Here is a 25,287-nt window from a genome sequence, read left to right on the forward strand (position 1 = left end):
TTACATTGCAACCAAAAGAAAATTTAAAAGGATGTTGTTATGTTTGATCGTGCCAGTTTTTGCCGCATAGCACCATTCGGTACTTATGTTTTTTTCATGGTGCTAGAGGATGTGCTATTGAAATTTGGTTGGGAAGCAGATGATTTACGTATGCTCTATGCGGTCAAGATAGCTGTAGTGGCCGGTTTGCTTTGGGTGATGCGAAGCGCTTATAGCGAATTGCGTTGGCCGGTCAATAGCAGTTTTCGCATCTGGGTAATTGCAATAGCCGCAGGTATCCTGGTGTTTGTTGCCTGGATCAATTTGACTGCAGACTGGATGGTAATGGGAGAGGCTGTTGGCTTTGACCCACGCGATAATAATGAGATGGATTGGTTTCTGGTAGCTGTGAGGCTGATTGGCGCGGTTCTGGTGGTTCCCGTAATGGAAGAGTTATTCTGGCGGTCATTTTTGATGCGCTGGCTTGATCACCCCGATTTTCTTGCCGTTAATCCCGCGCAAGTTGGATTAAAGGCTTTCTGCATTACGGCAGCGCTTTTCGCAGTTGCACACAGCTTATGGTTGGCCGGACTGTTTGCCGGTATTGTCTATAATTTGTTGTATATGCGCAGCGGGACATTGTGGTCTCCCATTCTTGCGCACGCTACGACCAATGGGATATTAGGTATTTGGATTATCTATACAGGTAATTGGGGTTTTTGGTAAATGAGTTTGATGGTGCGATTATTTTTTACAGTCATTGTTTAAATTGCTTTCTCAGGATGCTCAACTATTTCCTGATAAATCAAGTGGTTTAACGTAAATTCTTGATCTGGATTTATTTCGATAAACTCAACTCCTGACGAAATTAATTTCTGATCATTCTTGTAGTTTTGTTTAGTAGATTTGATGATAGCTTTAATCAAAAGGGGGATTTCTTTGTCATGTACTAAGATAGTAAAAGATAAGGTTACGACCGAATTCAATGTTCCCAAAGGAAGGGTTGAATTGATTCCGGCGCCATAAATACTGAGGTCCACGATATTGGCTGAAATAGAATCTTCAGCGATGGTGGCTTGGTAATCGCACTTAATTCTTCGTGATTTACGTATACTTTGCCCTTGTATGTTTTTAGGGAAGGATAAGTGTAAATATTTAAATGGTGTTTTTATGACTTTATCGATAAATACTGAAAATTTATAAGCATTTTTCCCATTAGCTAAACGTACATGCACTTGATCTCCTTCAACGAAGGGCCCCCCGATTAATTGACCTGATAAAGGCATGGTTACCATTAACGTATTATTTTGTATATAACCGATCATGGATGTTGCGTATGGATTGCTTGGTTTACCAAAACTAGCATTTGATAGAGCCAAATACATTTTTTGACCCACCCTGAGGTGCATGTCTTCAAAATGGATCTTTTCTGAAGAATTATGGATTGATTCGGCTGGTTCAGTTTTTACATTTAGTTTATGCATTTTATAGGCTATTGATTATTAGATTTTATTGCTTGTTATGGCATTGTTTGGAAAATGTATCTGTGTTGTGATGTTTGTTGATGTGCGTAATTGAGTAAACCCTGTAGGGAGGATTAGCAAACGATTGCAATAATTGAATCCGATAAGTGGTTTTTAATATATTTGATCATTAAATTATCAATTCTTGGTACAGTAAGCTGATTTTTACAGGTGCTATCCGGATTTTTTAACGGTAGAGATAATTAAGAACTTTAACGATATCAAAAGTATTACATCAGCGGTAAGTGGGTAAAACAATACTTCTGATTTTTATCTTTTCATTTCTTTAATTGATTCAGCTGAAACTTGTTGTATTTTTCCCAATACAGGAGATATCAATGGAGTTCGCGTTGACCCTTGACATTATTCAGTGTTAGAGTGCTATCCATGTGAAGATCAGGGTTTTTGTGTGTGTGTTTGTATCTTTTATATAAACATTTTTAAGGGGGAGTTGATGGAACATAAAACGATCAATAAAAACCGGATGTTTCATGCCGTTACAGGAGGACTGTTACTTATCGGCATGAGTGCATCCGGTGTCTATGCCAACAGCATGACAAACAGTAGTAGCTTCATGGAAGCACTGAAAAGTACTGGCATCACGGCCGGTGGCTGGATTCAGGGCGGCGCAACATTTAATCCCAGTTCAACTCATGGCTTCAATGGTCCGGTCACTTTTACTGATCAGGCGAATAGATTTCAATTGAATCAGTTGAACTTCTTTGTGGAGCGCGCAGTAAAAACAGAAGGCGCCGGTTGGGATATAGGTTTTCGGGCTGATTTTTTATTCGGCACTGATGCGGTTTTTACTCAGGCCTATGGTAATCCGGCATTTGATGTAAACAACGGCAGGCCACTGGCGGATCGGGGTAATTGGGATCTGGATATATGTTGTAATTCAAGTCGTACCTATGGCATTGCAATCCCGCAGGCATATGCTGAGATTTATGCGCCAGTTGGTAATGGATTGAATGTTAAGGTAGGTCATTTTTATACACCGATTGGTTTTGAATCGGTTCCAGCACCTAACAACTTCTTCTATTCACATGCCTATACCATGCAGTATGGCGAGCCTTTCACACATACCGGTGTGCTGGGTAATTACACAGTTACTAAGAACTTCACTGCTATGGCGGGTACAATCGGTGGTAGCGGAACCGGCGGCTGGGACGGGAATTTTGATAAGCAAATGGAAAACTGGGGCGGAATCGGAGGTGTTACCTGGACCAGCGATGATAGCAATACCTCTCTGAATGTCAGCGGTACCGGTAGTACGACATCTACCCGTAATAGTAGCTTCTGGGGTATGTACAGTATTGTCCTGCAGCACAAATTTACAGACAGAACCCATTTAATATTGCAGCATGATCACGGTTTTGCTGATAACGTAATGCTATTCAATAATGTCTATAATGGCGTCATCAAAGATGCAGAATGGTATGGGGTCAATTCGCATTTTTATTATGATGTAACTCCCAATATCTCTGTGGGTGTGCGGGCTGAATGGTTTCGTGATCGCGATGGCTTTCGCGTTTTTGCACCAGGCAGGGTGACAGCGACAACCAATCATCTTGGAACTAGCTATGCAAGTAACGTTGGCTTACTGGGTACTAGCACACCTGCAGATTATTATGCGGTGACTATCGGTGCTAACTGGAAGGCTCTCAGAACATTTAAAATGGGTTGGCAGGGGATGAAAAATTTGAATATCCGCCCAAATATCCGCTATGACCGTGTAGATGCGCTGCATGAATCGCTCCAAGCATCTGCGTATCGGCCTTTCGGCGGCAATAAAGACCAGATTCTTTTCTCGCTGGATGCGGTACTGCCTTTCTAATGCGATATACAAATAGTTATGATGTATCAATTATGAAAAATGCGCTCTTGGGCGCATTTTTTTATTTCACACTGATAATTTTTTGTTCTGCCGTAACATCAGCAGCAATTCATTGATGTCTTCCGGAGTGGCGGCTTCCCACTGATTGAGTTGTTCAGTTTTCGGATGGATCAATGCAAGTTTTTGGGCATGCAGTGCTTGTCGCGGAAAGTCTGTCAATATGTGAGCGATTGTTTGTGCTGTTTTCCCGGGTTTGCCGCCATAGACAGGATCACCTACCAGGGCATGTCCGATGGTGCTTAAATGCACCCGGATTTGGTGCGTACGGCCGGTTTCAAGACTGCATCGCAGTAATGTGCAGCCATCAAAATTTTCGATGACTTGATAATTTGTACGCGCAGGCTTGCCTTTGGATGTGATGGTCATTTTGGTACGATGAATCGGGTGACGGCCAATCGGCGCATCGATATCTCCCGCTTGTTTGATTTCCCCTAGAACCAGTGCCAGATAATCCCGTTTTACTGTGCGCTGCTGCAGCTGGCGTACGAGACTTGTTTGCGCAACTATGGTTTTTGCGATAACCAACAGTCCGGTAGTATTTTTGTCCAGGCGATGAACAATACCCGCGCGTGGTATATTTTTCAGTTCCGGAGCATGATGCAGTAGCGCATTAAGCAGTGTGCCTTGCCAGTTGCCATTGCCTGGATGAGTTACCATGCCGGCAGGTTTGTTGATGACAATGAGCGCTTCATCTTCTTCAATGATGTTTAAATGGATAGCTTCAGCCACAAAAGGTGATTCGGCCGCGATCTTCAGAGGGGAAATTTCGACATGTTCGTTTCCCCATACCAGCTGTTTAGCCGTAGCTATTTGCCCATTCACAAGAACTCTTTTTTCAGCAACCCAGGTTTGCAGGCGACTGCGTGACCAATTTGGCACAAGCTTTGCTAAAGTTTGATCAAGGCGTGAACCTGCATAATTAATCGGGATCGTTAAATTTACAACATTCGTTGTTAATTCGTCGCTTACTGCCGCTTGAGGCTTTACGTTATAATCGCCCGTTGTATCTTTGTTTTTTACGGAATTTATCATGTTACATAGTTTAGCTTTATTTCTGGTTTTAGGGTTGTCAGCATGCGGCTTGTTACCGGATCGTACAGATGATCAAGAGGATTGGTCCGCTAATAAGTTTTATTCGGAAGCAAAAGAAAAATTGAATGATGGTAGTTACCCTGCGGCGATTAATCTCTATGAAACTTTAGAATCACGCTATCCTTATGGGAGGATTGCTCAACAAGCACAGCTTGAAGTTGCTTACGCACACTATAAAAATGATGAGCCTGCTTCGGCAATTGCAGCTGCTGATCGATTTATTAAATTGCACCCAAATCACGCGAATGTGGATTATGCATATTATATTAAAGGGTTGGCAAATTTTAACGAGGGTTGGGGGATGTTGGGTTTTTTGCTGAAGGGACCATTTAAACAGGATATGAGCGAGCGCGATCCCAAAGCTTCGTATGAGTCATTTGAAATTTTCAAGGAATTGGTTACCCGTTTCCCGGAGAGTAAATATGCGGCAGACTCCAGGCAGCGTATGGCGTATTTGCTTAATTTACTTGCTATGGGTGAAATTCATACGGCACGATATTACATGAAACGTAAGGCTTATATTGCAGCTGCTAATCGGGCGCAAAATGCCGTCAAGGAGTATCCTCCTACACCGGCGACGGAAGAGGCCTTGTATATAATGATCAAAGCCTATGAAGCACTGGAAATGTATGATTTACGGGACGACGCAGAACGTGTGATGCGAATTAATTTCCCGGATAGCATTTTTCTCGCGGAATTACCCGAGGTGGGCGCTAAAGCATGGTGGGAGTTTTGGAAAAACTGACAACCCTGGCTTCTGTCTGAATCATTGACTAATGATCTTCCAGATGAACAGCCAATATATCGCATTTAGCATGATATAGAACCCCCTTTGCCGTGGAACCCAATAATACAGCAAGACCGTGCCGTCCATGGGAACCCACGACAATCAAATCAACACCTTGCTTCACGGCAAGTTGAGTAATTTCCTCCTGCGGCTCTCCCCATATCATCCAACAGCGCTCTGGCGCAATGTTCAATTCATTGCTGATTTGAATCAATTTTCTTTTCTCCGCTTCCAGCAATTCATAGGATGAGCTTTCATTCAGAGGGATTACTGACCCATAGGGTGTGTCTGGCATAGGAATATTATCCAGTACATGAATGATGTGAAGTTGTGCATTGAATTGTGCCGCAAGGGACTTCGCCTTATCTGCAACAGCATGTTCAAATCCGGAGAAGTCAACAGCGAGTAAGATATTTTGATAATTGTTCATGTGAAGTATTCTTTGATTATGGCAATGAGCAAGAGGAAATGTAAATTCTACAGCAGCTGACACGGTATTACATTTTTACTTATCTTTATTTATATGCCGAGGGTTATTGCTCGGCATCATGCTTTCTTAGATATTTTGATAGAAAAGCGTTAACGTGTTGTTCATATTCTCTTCCGGCATAGGTATGCATATTAAAATGTTTTGCGCCAGGTACGATCCATAGGTCTTTAGGGATTCTCGCGGCTTCAAAGAGTCTTTCAGTTTCCGATTGAGTGGTATGCATATCATCGGTTCCAGAAATAAACAATAGGGGTGAATGAAGATTATTAATCCGATAAATTGGACTTAACTCATCGATAGAAATATCCAGATGAAAAGCTAATTGCCATAGCATCAGCGGCAATAATAGCGATCCATAGTCTCCAAAATGCAGCTTTAGACGATTCTCGACGGCTTCTTCAATAGTGGGGTGAAGCGATTCGAGAATAACGGCATTCAATCTCAATTCTTGTTGAGCCAGAACTATTGCCGCAGCACCCAAAGAAGTGCCAAGTGCACCTATTCGTTCGGTTGGAAATGTTTTTCGCAGAAAAGTGACCGCCGCTTCCACATTTCTAGATTCATGCAAACCAAAGGTAATGTGATCCCCGACAGTTTCTCCATGAGCTTGCAGATCAATGAGCAAAACGCTAAAGCCTTGATCCTTCAGAAACCGTGCCCGGCTTAGCATTTCAACTCGATTGCTGCGCATTGAATGAAGCAGTAATACCGCGCCATTTCCCGGCTCTCCATAAATCATCCAACCATGCACAGTTGGCCCGTCTACAGCAGGAATCTGCACTGATTCAACTGGAAAATCTGTAGTTAATATTCCTACAGCAGTCGGTGCCGATGCAGTCAAAACTGCACCGATAGTGAATATGCCAAGTATGATTGCGATTATAAGGGCCAGAATCTGAAAAAATAGTTTGTGTAGCATTATATTGGGTTCTTGATCGCATTATTGTTGTGAGCGCCAAGGTGCGATATCGCGTTCAGCTATCAACCGGTGCTTGCTGATACCGGTATCATCAAAATCAGCCTGTTCAAATGCACTGATCTGATAAACTCCGGAAGCTACGTGAACTTTAATATAACCATCAGCAACTGCAATATGGCGGCCGCCACCTTTGTGCAATTGGATACTGAAGCGGGTTCCGAAATCTTTAATGATTGTATTGCCAATTTTTACTTCAAGCTGATTGACGGCATTCTGCTGAATATCAAAATAAACACTTCCCTTGAGCAACTCTACTCGCAGCGGTTGACCTTCTTTCACTGCTATAGAGCTATGTGTATCCAGTGCCATATCGATACCCGGCGCTATCGAAGCGGTAAGCTGTTCTTCCGAACTTGTTTCAAAAAATCGGATATTATCAGGTTTGCCAAAATACCAAGTCATCAGGCCCAGCATGATACAAATGCCCATGATGGAGCAATGAAGTAAAAAACGCCGCCAACTGAAGACAAAGGTATAAGGTTGTATAACAGGTGGTTCAGGTTTTTGCATTTTTACTTAACAAGTCAATAATAAAAGCAGGAATTATATACTGTTGGCAATAATTTTTTAGCCTGGGGTTTAAACAAAGCTATCTACTTTCAGTTTTGTGAATTAAGCTGATAAATGTAGAGACTAAAATGAGGGAGAAAAAATGCTTAATTCTTCAATACTGGATATTGCTATGGGCATGGTGTTTCTTTTCGTCTTGATCAGTTTGCTGTGCTCTGCGATCAATGAAATGGTCGCGCAATTTTTGTGCATGCGGGCGAAGAATCTTGAAGCAGGGTTGGCAAACCTGCTGCAATCAGGCGCAGGAAAAAAACTAGTAAACGATCTTTATAGTCATCCGCTAATAAACGGGCTTTCAAAAGCGAGGCATAAACCCTCTTATATTCCGCCCAAAAACTTTACCCTGGCGTTGATGGATATCATGTCAGGCAACATGGGCAAGATTCCGGCCGACAATAAATCCTTGATCGAGGCGATCGAGAAACAGAGTCAATTTGCACGGACTGAAGCAGGGAAGTCTATTATCCTTCTGCTGCATGAAGCAGGAGATAATGCGGAGAAAGCACGTAGAAATCTTGAAGGCTGGTATAACGATGCAATGGATAGGGTTGGCGGCTGGTATAAACAGAAAACGCAAATTATCATTTTTGTGACCGCACTCATGATATGTACAGTACTCAATATTGATGCAATCAAGATTTCCCAGACACTGTGGGCCGATATCCCACTCAGGCAAGCGCTGGTTGTAGCTGCCTCATCATCGGATATTGCCCATTTGATGCCGCAAGAATCAACCGGGCAAGAGTCGGCAGTAGTGGGTGATGCTGTCGTGAGCCCCAGTGAGCAAGCGGCAATTAAAGCCGCAACGGAAGATATGGCGCAATCCGCTAAGAGCGCCGGAGCGCTGATCGAGCAAATCAATGCATTGCATCTGCCGATCGGCTGGAAGCTGCCGGATGATAAATGGGTTTTCGCAGGATTCGATGTGATGGATTGGTTCGTCAAGATCATGGGTATTCTGATCACAACGTTAGCCGCTTCTTTAGGTGCTCCATTCTGGTTTCAGTTATTGAATAAGGTTGTTGATTTACGGATGACGGGCAAACGGCCCGTAAAATCCAATAGTCAATAATTACGATATGTAAATAATTTTGATGTTATTCCTTAACATATTGTTCTGCCTTTTGGATCATCATCTTATTTCTTGAAGTTAAAACAATAGTTTCTTTGTCATTCGGATTTCTCACAGGTAATTCTCTATTAAAGAATGGACTAAGAAGTGCATTTTGTAACTCGACCTGAATATCGTATAGGAAACCAGCGAGATCGTAGGCGATATCTGAGAATGTGTTTACCTTTTCTTTGAAGGCTATAGAATCCTCATTTCTAAGGACAATTAAATTTTCTGTGTTATTAATTCCTTTCTCAGAAAGTAATACATATGGCAGGATTTGGATCAGAGGAATATATGCATCATTTAACTCACGAAGTTTTTTTGCTAAGGCTTGTCGAAATAGTGGGAGATGAGGTACGATTATTTCGTATTTTTCTAAAATGGCAGCTACTTTCCAAAGATTCGCGTGCACTCTTCTAAATTCTGAGTTTAGATCCTCTGAATGAAAGGGAGGAGAAAAGTATTTGCCAGTTTTATCGAGCTTGTCTCGAGCATTCTCCAGGGCTAAAAATAGCATATAGAAAGATGTGGCCACTCCGGTTGGAGAGCTGATCTCGATATTAGTAGTAATTTTTTCATAGACTTGAAACTGCAAGTCGATCTTATGTTTTTCTTTTTGCAACTGACGCTGTTTTGTAAATTGATATATGGCCACTCCTATTGCAACAATAAAACCAACTAGTTGTATGATTGTCGACCAGTTAATTGTCGGGTCAAAACAAAACATGAATTACCTCACTTGATTTTTATTACACCTAACAAATATTTACGAAAGCTATATATTCAGACTCAGCTTGCGATTCCTGTGATCTTGGTATGGAGTTTTTTATTGTTTTTTGTCAATTACCCGTTCTGTCGGATTGCTGATGTTGGTTCAGAGAGTAAATTGTGTGATCCTGGGTGTGATACAAGATGTGAATCTTTTAATTCGATTCTCTATATCATTAAGTCTTTGTTTTTTGACCATCTATCTCGAATTTCTCGTGCTTCCGAAAAAGCCTGCTCCAGCGCTCCGCTATCATTATTTTTCAACATCTCCCGCAAACTATTCAACTCGTCCTGATATGCATCAATCTGCTCGAGTAATGCATCACGATTCGCCAGGCAGATATCGCGCCACATTTCCGGGGAGCTGCTGGCGATGCGGGTGAAGTCACGAAAGCCGCTACCGGCGAAGCGCAGCATATTTTCAGGTTGATCGGTGCTGCTGAGGTGATTCATCAGCGTGAAGGCGAGAATATGCGGTAAATGACTGGTGGCGGCGAGGACCTGGTCGTGTTCGTTTGCAGGCATCAACGATACTTGGGCGCCGCAGATTTGCCATAACTGACGCACCCGTTCGATAGCGTCGGTGCCGGTTTCCGGTAGCGGGGTCAGGACGACATGTTTATTAAGATATAAATCAGGATGTGCGGCTTGTACGCCGCTTTGTTCTGCGCCGGCAATCGGGTGACCGGGGACAAAATGATGCCGGCTTTGTATCGAGAGATAGTGACGTGCAGCAGCGATTACATCCTGCTTGGTGCTGCCAGCGTCGGTGACGATGGTATGGGCTTGCAGATGTGGGGCGATTTTTTCCATGATGTATTTGGTTTGGCCTACCGGCATCGCAAGAAACACCAAGTCTGCATGATGCAGGGCGGAAGCGATATCGCTCGCAATTTCATCAATTACTCCAAGCTCAACGGCATATTGCATGTTTTTCCGGCTGCGGCCAACGCCGACGATATGCTTGACCATGCCGGCGCTGCGCAAGGCCTGTGCAAATGAGCCGCCGATCAGGCCTACACCTATAATAACCAGTTTATTGAGCGCTGTGGTTTGTGTCATTTGATAGCACTTGATTGAGCTTCTGATTAATTCAGTTCACTTCACTTAACGCTAGTTCCAGCGCTTCCAGGAATTGTTTGTTTTGCGCTTCCAATCCGACCGTAACCCGAAGATGATTAGGCATTTCATAAATACCGAGCGGGCGTACAATGATGCCTTGTTGCAGCAGATTCTGATAAACCTTCAGGGTGTTGGATGGATCGCCCTTGATGCGGAAACTGATGAAATTGCCATATGAGGGAATACATTCAACGCTCATTCTGCGGAAACCATCGGTGAGTTGCAGCATACCCGCACGGTTCAACGCATATGAACGTTGTACGAATTCGGCATCGTGCAACGCAGCCAGAGCCCCTACCAGGCCAATGCTGCTGACATTGAAAGGTTGGCGCACGCGATTCATCAAGTTAGCTACATCCGGATGTGTCAGGCCGAATCCAACGCGCACACCGGCTAAGCCGTATGCCTTGGAGAAAGTCCGCGTGAGCAGCAAATTGGAAAACTGCTTTAACCAGCTAATACTGTCCGGTTTGTTCGCCTCGGGTAAGTATTCGTAATAGGCTTCATCCATAACGACTAATACATCACGGGATACGCGTTCCATAAATCGGAATAGCTCATCTTCGCTGGATAGGGTGCCAGTCGGGTTATTGGGACTGGCAATAAATACGATGCGTGTTTCCGGCGTGATGGCATCCAGCATCGCCGGCAAGTCATGGCCATAATCGCGGGCGGGAACCGATATGCCATCGGCGCCGATCATCTTTACCACCAACGGATAAACGGCAAAAGCATGTTGTGAATATACAGCTGCGGCGCCCGGTTTTAGAAATACGCGTGCGGCCAGATCCAATACGTCATTCGAACCATTACCCAGGATAACTTGTTCTGGATCAAGTTGATAGCGCTTGGAGAGTGCGGCTTTCAATTCGTAGCCGCTGCCGTCCGGATAAAGCGCGATATCGTGTAGCGTATTCATTATCGCGTCTAATGCAAGTGGGCTGGTGCCAAGCGGATTCTCGTTGGAAGCCAGTTTGATTATATGCGCTTCATCCAAGCCCATTTCCCGCGCAAGTTCGGAAATGGGCTTGCCTGGTTGATAGGGCTGGATCGAACGGATATATTCCGGAGCGAAGTCACAAAGATTCATAAGATTAGATGTGTTATGGGTAAAATATCGAGGGTTGAATGATTCAATAATATGACTGTTTGGTGATAGTGAGCCAGTTATGTTACTGGATACGATCCGAGGATTTTCAGGAAGGCTGCTTTGTCGCGTAATTCTATCAGTGCAGCGGCCACGTTTTGATCTTGTTGGTGCCCTTCAATATCCACAAAGAAGACATATTGCCATAGACCTGCGCGCGATGGACGCGACTCCAAACGGCTCATGCTGACGCCATGCTGCGCCAGCGGCTCAAGCAATTTATAGATTGCTCCGGAGTGGTTATGGGTTGACATGATCAAAGAGGTTTTATCTTTGCCCGAAGCATCTACCAGCTGTTTGCCGATAACGAGAAAGCGCGTGGTATTTTTGGGATCATCTTCGATATTTTCAGCGCAGATGGAAAGCCCGAATAATTCGGCAGCTCTCTTGCTCGCTATGGCCGCTGCATGTACATCCGCTGCTGCCTGCCGGGCTGCCTCAGCATTGCTGGCGGTAGTGACAAAAGCAATATCGGAAATTTGCGGCAAATTGATTTTTAGCCATTGGTGGCATTGGGCGAAAGATTGCGGGTGAGTATATATTTTTTTGATGTGTGATAATCCGGTTTGTTGTGCCATCAGAAATTGATGGATAGCCAGTTGGATTTCGCCGCAAATGATCAGTGAGGTTTGTAGCAATAAATCCATCGTTCTGCCAACTGCGCCCTCGGTAGAATTTTCCACGGGCACTACGCCGTAATTAGCTGAATCCGATTCCACAGCACGAAATACTTCATCGATAGAATCACACGCCAGGGTGGAAATGGCGTTACCAAAACGTTTTAACGCTGCATCTTCTGAGAAAGTACCACTCGGTCCGAGATAAGCTACGCTCATCGGTTTTTCCAAGGCGCGGCATACCGACATGATTTCGATAAATAGTTGTTTGATGTGCTTGTTACTGATGGGGCCGGGATTTTGTTCTTGCACCCGTGTCAGTATTTGCGCTTCACGTTCAGGGCGATAAATAATGCCGCTCTTTTTAATCTTGCCAACTTGCTGCGCCAGCCCGGCGCGTTTGCTTATCAGCAGGAGCAGTTCATTGTCAATGGTGTCAATCTGATTGCGTAATTGTTTGAGTTCTTCTGACATGAGCGGTGAAAATTTTGGCTTAACGATAAGACATCGAATTTATTGAGGAGTAAGCGGCAGATAACGCGCCATAAGCACACCCGCACTGGCGGCGATTTCATCCAATGCATGTTGCGGCACCGGACTGTCGACATCGACCAGCGTACAAGCCATTTCTCCTCGTGACTTGTTGATCATATTATGGATATTCAGTCCGGCCTTGGCCATGCAAGTGGAGATTTGACCCACAATATTGGGCACATTGGCATTGGCTACCGCTACACGATAAGGAGATTCCCGTTCCATCCGGATATCGGGAAAATTAACCGTATGGGTGATGTTGCCGTTTTGCAGATAATCGATGAGCTGATCCACTACCATAACCGCGCAATTTTCTTCTGATTCCTGCGTCGATGCGCCGATATGCGGGAATGAGATGACCGATTTCTGACGCTGCAATTTCTGACTGGGAAAGTCACTGACATAATATCTTATTTTGTTCATGGCGATACCGGCCAGAACAGCTTCTTCATCGACGATCGCGCTGCGCGAAAAATTTAAAAGAATCACATTCTGCTTCATCAGTCTGATGCTTTTATCGTCAATCAGATGACGGGTGGAATCAAGCAATGGGACATGTACACTGACAAATTCGCTGTGGTGCAGGAGCTCTTCCATGCTGTTGGCTTTCTTAACTTCTGCCGACAAATTCCATGCCGAATCCACGGTGATTTGAGGATCATAACCGATTACTCTCATGCCTAGTTTAAGTGCGGAATTGGCAACCAGTCGGCCAATCTCACCCAGGCCGATAATACCAAGTATGCGCCCGGGCAATTCAATACCCGAAAAATTCTTTTTCCCCTCTTCGGCTTGTTTATTCAAAATCACATCATCACCTTGCAGATTTTCAACAAACTGCAAAGCAGGCACCAGATTGCGCGCGGTTACGAACAGGCTGGCTAGAACCAGTTCTTTAACCGCATTGGCATTTGCACCCGGCGTATTGAACACGGGAATGCCACGGTTATTCATATCGGGTACCGGAATGTTGTTGGTACCCGCACCAGCACGGCCAATTGCTTTAACGCTGATGGGAATATCCTGGTTTAACATGTTATGCGAACGCACCAGAATCGCATCCGGTTCTGCGATATCTTTGCCAATCTGATAATTTTCTGCTGGAAAGCGGCACAGACCATGATGAGAAATCTGGTTAAGCGTGAGAATCTTGAAGATTTTATGCTGATGTTCAGGCATGCTGACTGGCGAATTCATTCATAAACGCTGCTAATTTTGCTACACCTTCAACCGGCATGGCATTGTATATCGATGCACGCATGCCGCCCACGGAGCGGTGGCCTTTTAACTGAATCAAACCATTGTTGTCGGCTTGCTTGAGAAATTCTTCGTTCAATACAGGATTTTTCAATGTGAAGGGAACATTCATGCGTGATCGATCCGCTTTTGCTACCGGGCAATGATAGAAATCGTTGTTATCCAGCAAGTCATACAGTAAATTGGCTTTGGCAATATTGATTTTTTCCATCATTACCAATCCGCCTTTGTTTTTCAACCATGCAAATACCAGCCCGGTAATATACATGGCGTAGGTAGGTGGCGTGTTGTACATCGAATCATTTTGTGCATGAATCTGATAATCATATAATGTTGGAGTCCCTGCCAGTGGCTTACCCAATAAATCTTCGCGGACTACGACCAGCGTTAGTCCTGCAGGCCCGAGGTTTTTCTGGGCGCCCGCATAGACCAATCCAAAACGCGTGATATCCAGCGGTCGTGACAAAATATCAGATGACATGTCGACTACCAATGGAATACCGTTGCGCGGATCAATCTCGGGTATCCAATGAAACTCGACGCCGCCGATCGTTTCATTGCTGGTGTAGTGGATATAGGCTGCTTCAGGATCCAGATGCCATTTATCCTGGGTGGGTACGCAAGTAAAATTAGTTTCTGCCGAGGACGCGGCTACATTGATCGTGCAGTAACGGCTGGCCTCTTCGATGGCCTTGGTTGACCATTGACCGGTATTAATATAGTCCGCTTTTGTTTTTCCACGCAACAGATTCATTGGCACCATGGAAAATTGACTGGAAGCACCGCCTTGTAGAAATAACACTTTGTAGTTTTTGGGGATGCCAACCAGTTCGCGAAGATCGCTTTCGGTTTTCTCGGCGATAGACATGAATTCCTTACCTCGATGGCTCATTTCCATTACGGACATGCCGCTGTCGTGCCAATCCAGCATCTCATCACGCGCTTGCTGCAGTACTTCTTTGGGAAGAACCGCAGGGCCTGCGCTAAAATTATAGATTTGATCCATTGCGTTATTTGCGATTAGTTTTTGGCGAATTATTAACTGTCACCCTCATCGTCTTCGCTTTCCACCACGCGTTCCAGACCGGCCAGCTTCTCACCGGCATCCAAGTTGATTAAAGTAACACCTTGTGTGGCGCGGCTCATTTCACGTACTTCATTGACACGGGTGCGGATCAATACGCCACCGGAAGTGATCAACATGATTTCGTCATCCGGTTTTACCAGTTTTGCCGTGACAACCTTGCCGTTACGCGCGCTGGTAATGATTGCAATCATGCCTTGCGTGCCGCGGTTATGGCGTGTGTATTCGCTGATCGGGGTACGTTTGCCGTAACCGTTTTCAGTGGCTGTTAGTACTGCGAGACCTTCGTTCTCAGCGACCAGCATTGATATGACCTTATGCCCCGAGCCCAATTTCATGCCACGCACCCCACGGGCGGTACGTCCCATCGGGCGCACGTCATTTTCGCTAAAGCGCATGGCCTTGCCGTTGTCTGAGAACAACATCACATCATGTTTGCCTTCGGTTAATTCAACGCCAATGAGAAAGTCGCCTTCATCCAATCCGATTGCAATAATGCCATTATTGCGCGGGCGGGAGAATTCCGATAAGGGTGTTTTTTTGACTGTGCCGAAAGATGTTGCCATAAAGACAAAGCGGTTTTCGTCAAAGGTTTTGACCGGTAGAATCGCATTGATCTTTTCGCCTTCTTCCAGTTGCACCCAGTTGATAATCGGCTTTCCACGGGACTGTCGGCCGCCTTGCGGTACTTCATATACTTTGATCCAATACACGCGCCCCAAGCTTGAAAAGCACAGGATATAATCATGCGTGTTGGCAATGAACAATTTGTCAATAAAGTCATCTTCCTTGGTACTGGTTGCCAGTTTGCCACGTCCGCCACGTTTTTGTGCGCGGTAGTCATCCAGCAACTGGGACTTGATATAACCAGTATGCGACAGTGTAACAACGACATCTGCTGGTGTGATCAAATCTTCCATGCTTAAATCTTGTGTGTCGACAACGATTTCACTGCGGCGCTTGTCACCGAATTGTTGTTTGATTGCATCCAGCTCTCCGGTAATGATTTGAGTGATGCGCTCTGTATTTGCCAGAATGTCGAGATAGTCAATAATCTTTTCAATGACATCCTTATAATCATCAACAATCTTTTCCTGTTCCAGACCGGTGAGGCGTTGCAAACGTAATTCCAGAATGGCTTGTGCCTGGGCATCAGATAAATGATAGCCTTGCGCTTTTAGTCCGAACATGTCATCCAAGCCTTCCGGACGTAACGCATTAGCGTCCGCCATTGCGCGCGTCAGCATTTCTTCAACCAATTGGGAATGCCAGACTTTTGCCATTAGCGCTTCTTTGGCATCAGCCGGGGTCGGCGCAGCCTTGATCAAGGCGATAATTTCATCAACATTGGATAACGCGACTGCCAAGCCTTCGAGTAAATGGCCGCGTTCCCGTGCTTTTTTCAGTTCGAATACTGTGCGGCGCGTGACAACTTCGCGGCGATGACGCAGGAAAGCATCTAGAATCTGCTTTAAATTTAACAATCGTGGCTGACCATCGAGCAAGGCCACCATATTCATACCAAACGTATCTTGCATTTGTGTTTCTTTATACAAGTTGTTCAGAATGACCTCGGGCACTTCCCCGCGTTTCAGCTCAATAACGACACGCATGCCGGATTTGTCGGATTCATCACGTAAATCGGAGATGCCTTCGATTTTTTTATCGCGAACCAATTCTCCGATGCGGATGAGTAAGTTCGCTTTGTTAACTTGATAGGGTAATTCGTCAATGATGATAGATTGACGGCTGCCTTTCTCCAGATCTTCGAAGTGAGTGCGGGCTCGCATAACAACGCGGCCACGGCCCGTGCGGTAGCCGTCTCGTACGCCATTTACACCATAAATAATGCCGGCAGTGGGAAAATCTGGTGCCGGTATTAGATCAATAAGCTCATCAATGCTGATATCCGAATTCTTGAGCAGGGCCAGGCAGGCTTCTATTACTTCGTTGAGGTTGTGTGGCGGAATATTGGTTGCCATGCCCACGGCGATACCAGATGAGCCGTTGATCAGCAGATTGGGGATTTTCGCTGGCAGTATTAGTGGTTCCTTTTCGGAGTCATCATAGTTGGGACCGAAATCCACTGTTTCCTTGTCAAGATCAACCAGCAATTCATGTGCAATACGTGACATGCGGATCTCGGTATAACGCATGGCAGCCGCGTTATCGCCATCTACTGAGCCGAAGTTGCCTTGTCCGTCAATGAGCATATAGCGCAGCGAAAAGTCCTGCGCCATGCGTACAATAGTGTCATAAACGGCAGTATCACCGTGAGGATGGTATTTACCAATGACATCGCCGACGATACGTGCAGACTTTTTGTACGGTCTGTTCCAGTCATTGGAGAGTTCATGCATGGCAAATAATACGCGCCGGTGAACCGGTTTCAAGCCGTCACGGACATCAGGCAAGGCACGGCCTACAATCACGCTCATCGCGTAATCAAGGTAGGAACGCCGCATTTCTTCTTCAAGACTGATGGGCAGGGTTTCCTTGGCGAATTGATTCATATCTTATGATTTTGTGAGAACAGCGGGTTATGATGCAGAGGTGTATCTTCTTAAAGTTTAATATAAGAAAATTTATAAACCCCGGCATTCTAACATGCTGTCATAATTTCTTAGTTCTTTGCAGTGTAAAATTGCAAAAATAAGCCAATCATTAGAGAAAAAAGCTTGAAAAAGCAAATTAAATAAGTAAACATAATAGCTTTTCCAAAATTTTCTTGCTTTCCACGTCGGATTGAGTCAGGACGCATAATTGAATTTTCCAACTAAAATTAAACTAAATGTGAGTGTAGTGCAGTGTCTAATTTGATGAATACTTATTCGCGATTGCCCGTCACCTTTGTAAAAGGCGAGGGAGTGTGGTTGTGGGATGATCGTGGTGAGAGGTATTTGGATGCGTTGGCCGGTGTTGCTGTGTGTGGCTTGGGGCATTGTCATCCAAGATTGACCAGAGCTATCTGTGAACAGGCCGGAACGTTAATTCATACATCTAATCTTTATGGCATTCAGAAGCAGGAGCGATTGGCTGATCGCTTGATTGAGCTATCAGGAATGGATAACGCATTCTTTTGCAATTCCGGGGCAGAGGCTAATGAAGCGGCGATAAAGCTGGCTCGATTGCATGGGCATAATAAAGGAATTTCAGTGCCTACTATTGTAGTAATGGAGCGTTCATTTCATGGGCGTACCATGGCAACCCTGACAGCTAGCGGAAATCGTAAGGTGCAGGCGGGATTTGAACCTCTATTGTCGGGATTTGTGCGTGTTCCCTATAACAGTATGGAGGCTATCACGCAAGTTGCTGCTAACAATAAGGATGTTGTGGCGGTGCTGGTGGAGCCTTTTCAGGGTGAAGGCGGGGTTAATATTCCTGAAGTGCATTATTTGCGGAAATTGCGTGATTTATGCGATCAGAATGGATGGCTTTTGATGCTGGATGAAATACAGTCTGGGATCGGACGTAGTGGAAAGTGGTTCGCGTTTCAGCATAGCCATATCATGCCGGATGTAATAACGCTGGCTAAGGGTTTGGCGGGAGGGGTTCCGATCGGCGCTTGTCTGGCTAGGGGTACGGCTGCGGAAGTATTCAAGCCGGGTAATCATGCTTCTACCTTTGGGGGCAATCCGCTGGCTTGCGCTGCTGCGATTGAAACCCTCAATGTGATTGCGGATGCAAATCTTCTTGATCATGTTACCGAATTGGGTAATTTTATACGTGAAAGCCTGAGGAGGCAGCTGACTGATGTTGCCGGAGTCGTACAGATCAGAGGTCAAGGTTTGATTATAGGTATTGAGCTTTCAGTACCTTGTGTTGAGTTGGTCCAGAAAGCTTTAGAGAAAAAATTATTGATTAACGTGACATCCGATAAAGTGGTGCGCTTGCTGCCTGCATTTGTGATGCAGCAAAATGAAGCTGAACAGGTGATTGATATCACTTGCTCATTAATAAGGGAGTTTTTTAATAATTAATCAGTTTGCATCTGTGTAATGACTGATTGGTTATTTATTTTATTATGCAATTTAAGCATTTTCTGCAATTTAATGATTTTTGCCGCGATGAATATGAATATCTGTTTGAACGTGCACGCTGGATAAAAAAGGAATTCAAACAATACCGGCAATACTGGCCATTGAGTGATCGAACATTGGCGATGATTTTTGACAAAAATTCGACGCGTACACGATTATCATTTGAAGCAGGTATGCATCAATTAGGTGGTGCGGCCATTTACCTGTCAACACGGGATACGCAGCTGGGACGGGGGGAGCCTGTAGAGGATGCTGCGCGAGTGATTTCACGTATGGTTGATCTGATTATGGTCCGAACTTATCAGCATGACACGATTAAGCGCTTTGCTGAGAATTCGAGAGTTCCGGTAATCAATGGCTTAACTGATGAATACCATCCATGCCAAATCATGAGTGATATTTTTACTTATATCGAATTCAGAGGCAGCATAGAAGAAAAAACTGTAGCGTGGATCGGTGATTCCAACAATATGTGCAATACGTGGTTGCAAGCGGCTGAAATTTTTAATTTTCAAGTGCATGTATCAACACCACCGGGCTACGATATTGATCCTGAGCGGATAGGATTAAATGGTACTGCGCATTATGAAATCTATACGAATCCTCGCGAAGCTGTAATGAACGCGGATCTTGTTACAACAGATGTGTGGACGAGTATGGGTTTCGAGGAAGAAGTCGAGCGAAGGAAAAATGATTTTGCTGCATTTTGTGTCAATAAGGAAATGATGTCTTTGGCTAAATCAGATGCGTTATTTATGCACTGTTTGCCAGCACATCGTGGAGAAGAAGTGAGTGCTGAAGTTCTGGATGGACCGCAATCGGTAGTGTGGGATGAAGCGGAAAACCGGCTGCATACGCAAAAGGCGCTCATGGAGTATTTGCTTCTGGGCAGAATAAATACTGGAATATAGAGTGGAATTTAAAATTTTTAGTGAGCATATTTACTTGCTTGAATTCGCGAGGTAAAAAACGTGGTAAGAAAGAATAATGAAAAAAATAAATAAAGCAGTTCTGGCGTTCTCGGGAGGATTGGATACATCAGTTATCTTGAAGTGGTTGCAAGATACCTATCAATGTGAAGTAGTGACATTTACTGCTGATATTGGGCAAGGCGAAGAAGTTGAACCAGCGCGCGCAAAAGCAAAGCAGCTTGGAGTCAAGGAAATTTACATTGATGATTTGCGTGAAGAGTTCGTGCGTGATTTTGTTTTTCCTATGTTTCGAGCCAATACGATCTATGAAGGAGAATATTTGCTGGGTACAAGTATTGCGCGCCCATTAATTGCAAAGCGGCAGATTGAAATCGCCAAGGAAACTGGTGCTGATGCGGTTTCTCATGGCGCTACAGGAAAAGGTAATGATCAGGTGCGTTTTGAGCTGGGATACTATGCATTGCAGCCGGATATCGAAGTAATTGCACCTTGGCGCGAATGGAGTTTAACTTCGAGAGAAAAATTACTGCAATATGCCGAGCAACATGGTATTCCGGTTGAGATGAAAAAGAAGACTGGGTCACCTTATAGTATGGATGCGAATTTACTGCATATTTCCTATGAAGGGAGAGCGCTTGAGGATCCTGCGGTTGAGCCGGAAGAGTCGATGTGGCGTTGGAGTGTATCACCCGAAAAAGCACCGGATGTCCCTGAGTATTTGGATGTGGAGTTTAGGTGCGGGGATGCTGTCGCCTTAAATGGTGTTGAATTATCACCAGCTGGAGTATTAGAGAAACTTAATATGTTAGGCGGTAAGCACGGGATTGGCCGATTAGACTTAGTGGAAAATCGGTATGTTGGTATGAAATCGCGAGGGTGCTATGAGACCCCTGGTGGATCCATTTTGCTGCGTGCACATCGTGCAATGGAATCAATTACTTTGGATCGGGAAGTTGCTCATTTAAAAGATGATTTAATGCCGCGTTACGCTGAACTAATTTACAATGGCTATTGGTGGAGTCCGGAACGCAGAATGTTGCAAGTCATGATAGATGCAAGCCAGGAAAGAGTAAATGGATGGGTAAGGTTGAAGTTGTATAAGGGGAATATCGCTGTAGTTGGTAGAGATTCTCATACTGATTCATTATTTGATCCAAATATTGCAACATTTGAAGATGATGCCGGAGCTTACAATCAAGGAGATGCAGCAGGATTCATCAAACTTAACGCCTTGAGGCTGCGTATTGCAGCCAAGCGCTAGCGTCGGCTGGTTTAATCTAATTGAAGATCGGGCCTGTGACATGAATATGCAGCAGCATGCGCAAGAATCAAGATCATTTATTTAGTTGATCGGAATAAAATGCCAACATTTGATATAGTTTCGGAAGTTGATAAGCAGGAAGTGAGAAATGTAGCTGATCAAGTTAATAAGGAAGTAAATGCTCGTTTTGACTTCAAAGGCTCGGATGCAAGAGTGGAGCAAGTTGATTATCAATTAACGATATTCGCGGATGATGAATTTAAATTGGAGCAGGTTTTAGATATCCTCAGAACTAAATTGACAAAACGGAGTATAGATGTGCGATGTTTGGATAAGGGGCGGATTGATAAAATAAGCGGGAACAAAGTGAAGCAATTGGTAACAATTAAAACAGGGATTGAAACAGAATTAGCTAAAAAAATCATTAAAAGTATTAAAGATAGTAAGCTCAAAGTGCAAGCTAGTATTCAAGGTGAAGTGGTGCGTGTGAGCGGTGCAAAGAAAGACGTGTTGCAGGAAGTAATAAAGTTGATAAAAAAAACCATTGATAGTTTTCCATTACAATTTCATAACTTTAGAGATTAATAAAGGCCATTGAATATTATATATGATACAAAAAATGAATGGTAAAGCATAGCAAGATACTGGTAAGATGATGTCATCTGCTAGCGATGTTTATCTTGACACAAAAATATAAACCCAATAGAATCCGCTCTCTTTTTTGATGCATCTTTCCTTTTGTGAAAATGAAGATGACAGGTAATAGTAATTAGTTCTTACGTTATTGGTAAAAATAAAATTCAGCAATAGGTTAGTTGCGGACGGCTTAAAAGCCGTCGCAGTTTTTTAGGATATAGAAATGCCGACAATAAGTCAGTTAGTTCGAAAGCCGCGCATAGCTAAGCGGATTAAAAGTAGCGTCCCTGCATTAGAGAATAGTCCGCAAAAACGGGGGGTGTGTACAAGGGTATACACAACTACGCCAAAGAAACCAAATTCTGCATTGCGTAAAGTAGCAAGAGTGAGATTGACTAATGGATTTGAAGTTTCAAGTTATATTGGTGGTGAAGGACATAACCTTCAAGAGCACTCGGTCGTGCTGATTCGCGGAGGGCGTGTCAAAGATCTGCCGGGCGTGCGCTATCACACAGTAAGGGGGAGCTTGGATACGGCAGGTGTTAAAGATCGCAAGCAGGGAAGATCAAAATATGGTTCTAAAAAACCCAAAACTGCCTAGTGTTTTGATGCAGGTGACACGAGCATTTTTAGATAGCAGATAGTAAAAAGCAAGCGGAAAAGTAATGAATCTGATGAGGTTGCATAATGCCAAGACGTAGAGAAGTTCCAAAGCGGGAAATTTTGCCGGATCCAAAATATCACAATGTAGAGTTAGCAAAATTTGTTAACGTTCTTATGACACGAGGTAAAAAATCGGTGGCAGAAAGAATTATCTATGGTGCACTAGAGCATATCGGGAAAAAAACTGGAAATGATCCACTGGAGATCTTCACGCAGGCGTTGACCAATGTGCGGCCGATCGTGGAGGTGAAAAGTCGTCGGGTGGGTGGCGCTAACTATCAGGTGCCTGTCGAGGTGCGTTCTGTGAGGCGTAATGCACTGGCCATGAGGTGGCTTAGAGACGCTGCGAGAAAAAGAAGTGAGAAGTCAATGGATGCAAGGTTGGCAAATGAATTGACTGAAGCAGCTGAGGGACGTGGAGGCGCAGTTAAGAAACGTGAAGAGGTGCATAGAATGGCGGAATCTAATAAGGCATTTTCGCATTTTAGATTCTGATTGAAAAAATAAAAAGAGAAGTGTTCGTTTATTAACCGAATATCGTAAGGCATTAAACTGTGGCAAGAAAAACTCCTATAGAGAATTATAGAAATATCGGTATCATGGCGCATATTGATGCTGGCAAGACAACAACTACCGAGCGCGTATTATTTTATACCGGTGTGTCGCATAAATTAGGTGAAGTTCATGATGGTGCGGCGACAATGGACTGGATGGAGCAGGAGCAAGAAAGAGGTATTACGATAACATCGGCTGCTACAACGTGCTTCTGGAAGGGAATGGGCAGTAATTATCCTGAGCATAGAATTAATATCATTGATACGCCAGGACACGTCGATTTTACAATCGAAGTGGAACGCTCACTCCGGGTATTGGATGGAGCTTGTACGGTTTTTTGTGCCGTTGGGGGGGTTCAGCCGCAGACTGAAACGGTCTGGAGGCAGGCAAATAAATATCAGGTTCCGCGACTTGCATTTGTGAATAAAATGGATCGCTCAGGGGCAAATTTTATGCGTGTTTATGAGCAGATTAAAACACGGCTTAAAGCGGTTCCGGTGCCAATACAGCTGCCAATAGGAGCCGAGGATAAGTTTGAAGGTATAGTCGATTTGGTTAAAATGAAAGCTATCTACTGGGACGATGAAAGCCGAGGAATGAAGTTTGAGGAGCGCGATATCCCTGAAGCTTTGCAAGTGGATGCGAAAGCATGGCGTGAAAAAATGCTAGAGTCGGCAGCTGAGGCTAATGAGGGCTTGATGAATAAGTATCTAGAGAGTGGAGATCTGGATATTGCAGAAATAAAAACTGGCTTGCGGGCGCGTACAATTAACAATGAAATAGTGCCAATGATGTGTGGTACCGCCTTTAAAAATAAAGGGGTTCAGGCAATGTTGGATGCGGTCATAGATTATATGCCTTCGCCAACAGATATCTTGGCAGTGCAAGGTGAAAAAGAAAATGGTGAGCCTGATAAGAGATTGGCTGATGATAATGAGTCTTTTTCGGCGTTGGCATTTAAGATTGCAACTGATCCATATGTAGGGCAACTTATTTTCTTCAGGGTATACTCGGGTGTCGTGGTTTCGGGTGATACAGTTTATAACCCGATAAAGGGAAAAAAAGAAAGAATTGGCAGAATACTGCAAATGCATGCAAATCAGCGCGAAGAGATTAAAGAAGTACGGGCAGGAGATATTGCTGCGGCAGTAGGTTTGAAAGATGTGGTGACCGGGGATACATTGTGTGATTCTCAGAATGTAATAACTCTAGAAAGAATGGATTTTCCAGAACCTGTAATTCATGTTGCAGTTGAACCAAAAACAAAAATGGATCAGGAAAAAATGGGCATAGCACTTAATAGGTTAGCCCAAGAAGATCCGTCGTTTAGAGTTAGAACAGATGAGGAATCTGGGCAAACAATTATTTCTGGAATGGGCGAGCTTCATCTTGAAATTATTGTTGATCGCATGAAACGTGAGTTTGGTGTAGAAGCGAATGTAGGGGCTCCACAAGTGGCTTATCGCGAAGCGATAAGAAAATTAGTCGAGATTGAGGGGAAATTTGTAAAGCAATCTGGAGGGCGTGGACAATATGGCCATGTTTGGTTAAGAATGGAGCCGAATGAAAGCGGCAAGGGTTTTGAATTTGTGGATGAAATCAAGGGTGGTGCCGTTCCGCGAGAGTATATACCGGCAGTTGAAAAAGGATTGCTGGAAACGCTGCCAAGTGGTGTGTTGGCAGGATATCCTGTTGTAGATGTAAAAGTTACTCTCTTCGATGGTTCGTATCATGATGTGGATTCAAATGAAAATGCTTTTAAAATGGCTGCATCAATAGCATTTAAGGATGGTATGCGTAAAGCTAATCCAGTATTGCTAGAACCCATGATGGCTGTTGAGGTGGAAACGCCGGAAGATTTTATGGGGAATGTTGTGGGTGATTTGTCATCAAGACGCGGTATGATACAAGGAATGGAAGATGTTCCTGGTTTCAAAGTTATTCGAGCTGAAGTTCCGCTTGCAGAAATGTTTGGTTATTCAACAGCTTTAAGATCTGCAACGCAAGGAAGAGCGACTTATTCGATGGAGTTTAAGCATTATTCAGAAGCGCCAAAGAATGTGGCGGAAGCCATAATAAATAAGAAGTGATGAAATTGTATAGAGTGTAAAAGGATAAGACATGGCAAAGAGTAAATTTGAGCGATCGAAGCCACATGTAAATGTTGGAACGATAGGGCACGTGGATCATGGTAAGACTACGCTTACGGCGGCAATTACGACGATATTGACGAAGAAGTT

General features: G+C 44.2%; 24 protein-coding genes. 12 read left to right on the forward strand and 12 right to left on the reverse strand.

Features of this window, described 5'->3' with window-relative positions; all coding sequences use genetic code 11:
- The first annotated feature begins 39 nt into the window (after positions 1–39).
- Positions 40–705 (forward strand): CAAX prenyl protease-related protein, encoded by a 666-nt coding sequence (locus C4S39_RS06670; RefSeq protein ID WP_103966256.1) that lies wholly within the window; start codon positions 40–42, stop codon positions 703–705.
- Between the two features lie 38 nt (positions 706–743).
- Here the strand turns inward: C4S39_RS06670 and C4S39_RS06675 are convergent, their stop codons facing one another.
- A complete protein-coding gene (locus C4S39_RS06675) occupies positions 744–1,463 on the reverse strand; it encodes a flagellar brake protein (protein WP_103966257.1) in 720 nt (239 codons plus the stop codon).
- Positions 1,464–1,956: 493 nt separating this feature from the next.
- On the opposite strand from C4S39_RS06675, the gene C4S39_RS06680 reads away from it, so the two are divergent.
- A complete protein-coding gene (locus C4S39_RS06680; protein ID WP_103966258.1) occupies positions 1,957–3,339 on the forward strand; it encodes a porin in 1,383 nt (460 codons plus the stop codon).
- A 66-nt stretch (positions 3,340–3,405) separates the two neighbouring features.
- On the opposite strand, the gene rluD is transcribed toward C4S39_RS06680, so the two are convergent.
- Complete coding sequence (gene rluD / locus C4S39_RS06685; RefSeq protein WP_181023770.1) at positions 3,406–4,431, reverse strand: 23S rRNA pseudouridine(1911/1915/1917) synthase RluD; 1,026 nt, start codon at positions 4,429–4,431, stop codon at positions 3,406–3,408.
- Here rluD and C4S39_RS06690 point away from each other — a divergent pair.
- On the forward strand, positions 4,430–5,236 hold the full coding sequence (locus C4S39_RS06690) for an outer membrane protein assembly factor BamD (protein WP_103966259.1): 807 nt from the start codon (positions 4,430–4,432) through the stop codon (positions 5,234–5,236). The genes rluD and C4S39_RS06690 overlap by 2 nt on opposite strands.
- 28 nt (positions 5,237–5,264) lie before the next feature.
- Here the strand turns inward: C4S39_RS06690 and C4S39_RS06695 are convergent, their stop codons facing one another.
- From C4S39_RS06695 to C4S39_RS06705, 3 genes are all read right to left on the reverse strand, one after another.
- Entirely contained in the window at positions 5,265–5,708 is a 444-nt protein-coding gene (locus C4S39_RS06695; protein WP_103966260.1) for a universal stress protein, read from the reverse strand.
- A gap of 103 nt (positions 5,709–5,811) precedes the next feature.
- Positions 5,812–6,687 (reverse strand): alpha/beta hydrolase, encoded by an 876-nt coding sequence (locus tag C4S39_RS06700; protein ID WP_103966261.1) that lies wholly within the window; start codon positions 6,685–6,687, stop codon positions 5,812–5,814.
- 21 nt (positions 6,688–6,708) lie between these two features.
- Positions 6,709–7,257: a FecR domain-containing protein gene (locus C4S39_RS06705; RefSeq protein ID WP_103966262.1), complete on the reverse strand. Its 549-nt coding sequence runs from the start codon at positions 7,255–7,257 to the stop codon at positions 6,709–6,711.
- 142 nt (positions 7,258–7,399) lie between these two features.
- Between C4S39_RS06705 and C4S39_RS06710 the strand changes: the two genes are divergently transcribed.
- Positions 7,400–8,389 carry a hypothetical protein gene (locus C4S39_RS06710; protein WP_103966263.1) on the forward strand — a complete coding sequence of 330 codons (990 nt, stop codon included), beginning with the start codon at positions 7,400–7,402 and terminating at the stop codon, positions 8,387–8,389.
- A gap of 25 nt (positions 8,390–8,414) precedes the next feature.
- Here the strand turns inward: C4S39_RS06710 and C4S39_RS06715 are convergent, their stop codons facing one another.
- The 7 genes from C4S39_RS06715 to gyrA all read right to left on the reverse strand — a co-directional run bounded on the left by C4S39_RS06715 (position 8,415) and on the right by gyrA (position 17,473).
- Positions 8,415–9,158 (reverse strand): hypothetical protein, encoded by a 744-nt coding sequence (locus C4S39_RS06715; RefSeq protein ID WP_103966264.1) that lies wholly within the window; start codon positions 9,156–9,158, stop codon positions 8,415–8,417.
- Positions 9,159–9,367: 209 nt separating this feature from the next.
- Entirely contained in the window at positions 9,368–10,261 is an 894-nt protein-coding gene (locus C4S39_RS06720; RefSeq protein WP_103966265.1) for a prephenate dehydrogenase, read from the reverse strand.
- Between the two features lie 31 nt (positions 10,262–10,292).
- Complete coding sequence (hisC, locus tag C4S39_RS06725) at positions 10,293–11,411, reverse strand: histidinol-phosphate transaminase (protein WP_103966266.1); 1,119 nt, start codon at positions 11,409–11,411, stop codon at positions 10,293–10,295.
- 77 nt (positions 11,412–11,488) lie between these two features.
- Positions 11,489–12,559: a prephenate dehydratase gene (pheA, locus tag C4S39_RS06730; protein WP_103966267.1), complete on the reverse strand. Its 1,071-nt coding sequence runs from the start codon at positions 12,557–12,559 to the stop codon at positions 11,489–11,491.
- Positions 12,560–12,598: 39 nt separating this feature from the next.
- Entirely contained in the window at positions 12,599–13,798 is a 1,200-nt protein-coding gene (locus C4S39_RS06735) for a 3-phosphoglycerate dehydrogenase family protein (protein ID WP_103966268.1), read from the reverse strand.
- The gene (gene serC, locus C4S39_RS06740; protein WP_103966269.1) at positions 13,791–14,882 is read right to left on the reverse strand and encodes a 3-phosphoserine/phosphohydroxythreonine transaminase; all 1,092 of its coding nucleotides are present in this window, start codon (positions 14,880–14,882) and stop codon (positions 13,791–13,793) included. Before serC ends, C4S39_RS06735 begins: the two co-directional genes overlap by 8 nt.
- A gap of 32 nt (positions 14,883–14,914) precedes the next feature.
- Positions 14,915–17,473, reverse strand: a complete 2,559-nt coding sequence (gene gyrA, locus C4S39_RS06745; protein ID WP_103966270.1) for a DNA gyrase subunit A — start codon at positions 17,471–17,473, stop codon at positions 14,915–14,917.
- Positions 17,474–17,779: 306 nt separating this feature from the next.
- Between gyrA and C4S39_RS06750 the strand changes: the two genes are divergently transcribed.
- From C4S39_RS06750 to C4S39_RS06785, 8 genes are all read left to right on the forward strand, one after another.
- Positions 17,780–18,940 (forward strand): aspartate aminotransferase family protein, encoded by a 1,161-nt coding sequence (locus C4S39_RS06750; protein WP_103966271.1) that lies wholly within the window; start codon positions 17,780–17,782, stop codon positions 18,938–18,940.
- A gap of 44 nt (positions 18,941–18,984) precedes the next feature.
- Positions 18,985–19,911, forward strand: coding sequence for an ornithine carbamoyltransferase (gene argF, locus C4S39_RS06755; RefSeq protein WP_103966272.1), 927 nt, complete (start codon positions 18,985–18,987; stop codon positions 19,909–19,911).
- Positions 19,912–19,987: 76 nt separating this feature from the next.
- Positions 19,988–21,193: an argininosuccinate synthase gene (locus C4S39_RS06760; protein ID WP_103966273.1), complete on the forward strand. Its 1,206-nt coding sequence runs from the start codon at positions 19,988–19,990 to the stop codon at positions 21,191–21,193.
- 99 nt (positions 21,194–21,292) lie between these two features.
- Entirely contained in the window at positions 21,293–21,778 is a 486-nt protein-coding gene (locus C4S39_RS06765; RefSeq protein WP_103966274.1) for a YajQ family cyclic di-GMP-binding protein, read from the forward strand.
- A gap of 274 nt (positions 21,779–22,052) precedes the next feature.
- Positions 22,053–22,430: a 30S ribosomal protein S12 gene (rpsL, locus tag C4S39_RS06770; protein ID WP_103966275.1), complete on the forward strand. Its 378-nt coding sequence runs from the start codon at positions 22,053–22,055 to the stop codon at positions 22,428–22,430.
- 86 nt (positions 22,431–22,516) lie between these two features.
- Positions 22,517–22,987, forward strand: coding sequence for a 30S ribosomal protein S7 (gene rpsG, locus C4S39_RS06775; RefSeq protein WP_103966276.1), 471 nt, complete (start codon positions 22,517–22,519; stop codon positions 22,985–22,987).
- 59 nt (positions 22,988–23,046) lie between these two features.
- A complete protein-coding gene (gene fusA, locus C4S39_RS06780) occupies positions 23,047–25,137 on the forward strand; it encodes an elongation factor G (protein ID WP_103966277.1) in 2,091 nt (696 codons plus the stop codon).
- A gap of 31 nt (positions 25,138–25,168) precedes the next feature.
- Positions 25,169–25,287: GTP-binding protein (locus tag C4S39_RS06785; protein WP_219817924.1), on the forward strand; the 119-nt coding region annotated here is incomplete at its 3' end.

The organism is Nitrosomonas ureae, assembly GCF_900108305.1.
Classification (GTDB): Bacteria; Pseudomonadota; Gammaproteobacteria; order Burkholderiales; family Nitrosomonadaceae; genus Nitrosomonas; species Nitrosomonas ureae_B.

Coding starts and splice junctions, on each gene's coding strand:
- C4S39_RS06670 (WP_103966256.1), top strand. CDS start 40: ATGTTTGATCGTGCCAGTTTTTGCCGCATAGCACCATTCGGTACTTAT.
- C4S39_RS06675 (WP_103966257.1), bottom strand. CDS start 1,463: ATGCATAAACTAAATGTAAAAACTGAACCAGCCGAATCAATCCATAAT.
- C4S39_RS06680 (WP_103966258.1), top strand. CDS start 1,957: ATGGAACATAAAACGATCAATAAAAACCGGATGTTTCATGCCGTTACA.
- C4S39_RS06690 (WP_103966259.1), top strand. CDS start 4,430: ATGTTACATAGTTTAGCTTTATTTCTGGTTTTAGGGTTGTCAGCATGC.
- rluD (WP_181023770.1), bottom strand. CDS start 4,431: ATGATAAATTCCGTAAAAAACAAAGATACAACGGGCGATTATAACGTA.
- C4S39_RS06695 (WP_103966260.1), bottom strand. CDS start 5,708: ATGAACAATTATCAAAATATCTTACTCGCTGTTGACTTCTCCGGATTT.
- C4S39_RS06700 (WP_103966261.1), bottom strand. CDS start 6,687: ATGCTACACAAACTATTTTTTCAGATTCTGGCCCTTATAATCGCAATC.
- C4S39_RS06705 (WP_103966262.1), bottom strand. CDS start 7,257: ATGCAAAAACCTGAACCACCTGTTATACAACCTTATACCTTTGTCTTC.
- C4S39_RS06710 (WP_103966263.1), top strand. CDS start 7,400: ATGCTTAATTCTTCAATACTGGATATTGCTATGGGCATGGTGTTTCTT.
- C4S39_RS06715 (WP_103966264.1), bottom strand. CDS start 9,158: ATGTTTTGTTTTGACCCGACAATTAACTGGTCGACAATCATACAACTA.
- C4S39_RS06720 (WP_103966265.1), bottom strand. CDS start 10,261: ATGACACAAACCACAGCGCTCAATAAACTGGTTATTATAGGTGTAGGC.
- hisC (WP_103966266.1), bottom strand. CDS start 11,411: ATGAATCTTTGTGACTTCGCTCCGGAATATATCCGTTCGATCCAGCCC.
- pheA (WP_103966267.1), bottom strand. CDS start 12,559: ATGTCAGAAGAACTCAAACAATTACGCAATCAGATTGACACCATTGAC.
- C4S39_RS06735 (WP_103966268.1), bottom strand. CDS start 13,798: ATGCCTGAACATCAGCATAAAATCTTCAAGATTCTCACGCTTAACCAG.
- serC (WP_103966269.1), bottom strand. CDS start 14,882: ATGGATCAAATCTATAATTTTAGCGCAGGCCCTGCGGTTCTTCCCAAA.
- gyrA (WP_103966270.1), bottom strand. CDS start 17,473: ATGAATCAATTCGCCAAGGAAACCCTGCCCATCAGTCTTGAAGAAGAA.
- C4S39_RS06750 (WP_103966271.1), top strand. CDS start 17,780: ATGAATACTTATTCGCGATTGCCCGTCACCTTTGTAAAAGGCGAGGGA.
- argF (WP_103966272.1), top strand. CDS start 18,985: ATGCAATTTAAGCATTTTCTGCAATTTAATGATTTTTGCCGCGATGAA.
- C4S39_RS06760 (WP_103966273.1), top strand. CDS start 19,988: ATGAAAAAAATAAATAAAGCAGTTCTGGCGTTCTCGGGAGGATTGGAT.
- C4S39_RS06765 (WP_103966274.1), top strand. CDS start 21,293: ATGCCAACATTTGATATAGTTTCGGAAGTTGATAAGCAGGAAGTGAGA.
- rpsL (WP_103966275.1), top strand. CDS start 22,053: ATGCCGACAATAAGTCAGTTAGTTCGAAAGCCGCGCATAGCTAAGCGG.
- rpsG (WP_103966276.1), top strand. CDS start 22,517: ATGCCAAGACGTAGAGAAGTTCCAAAGCGGGAAATTTTGCCGGATCCA.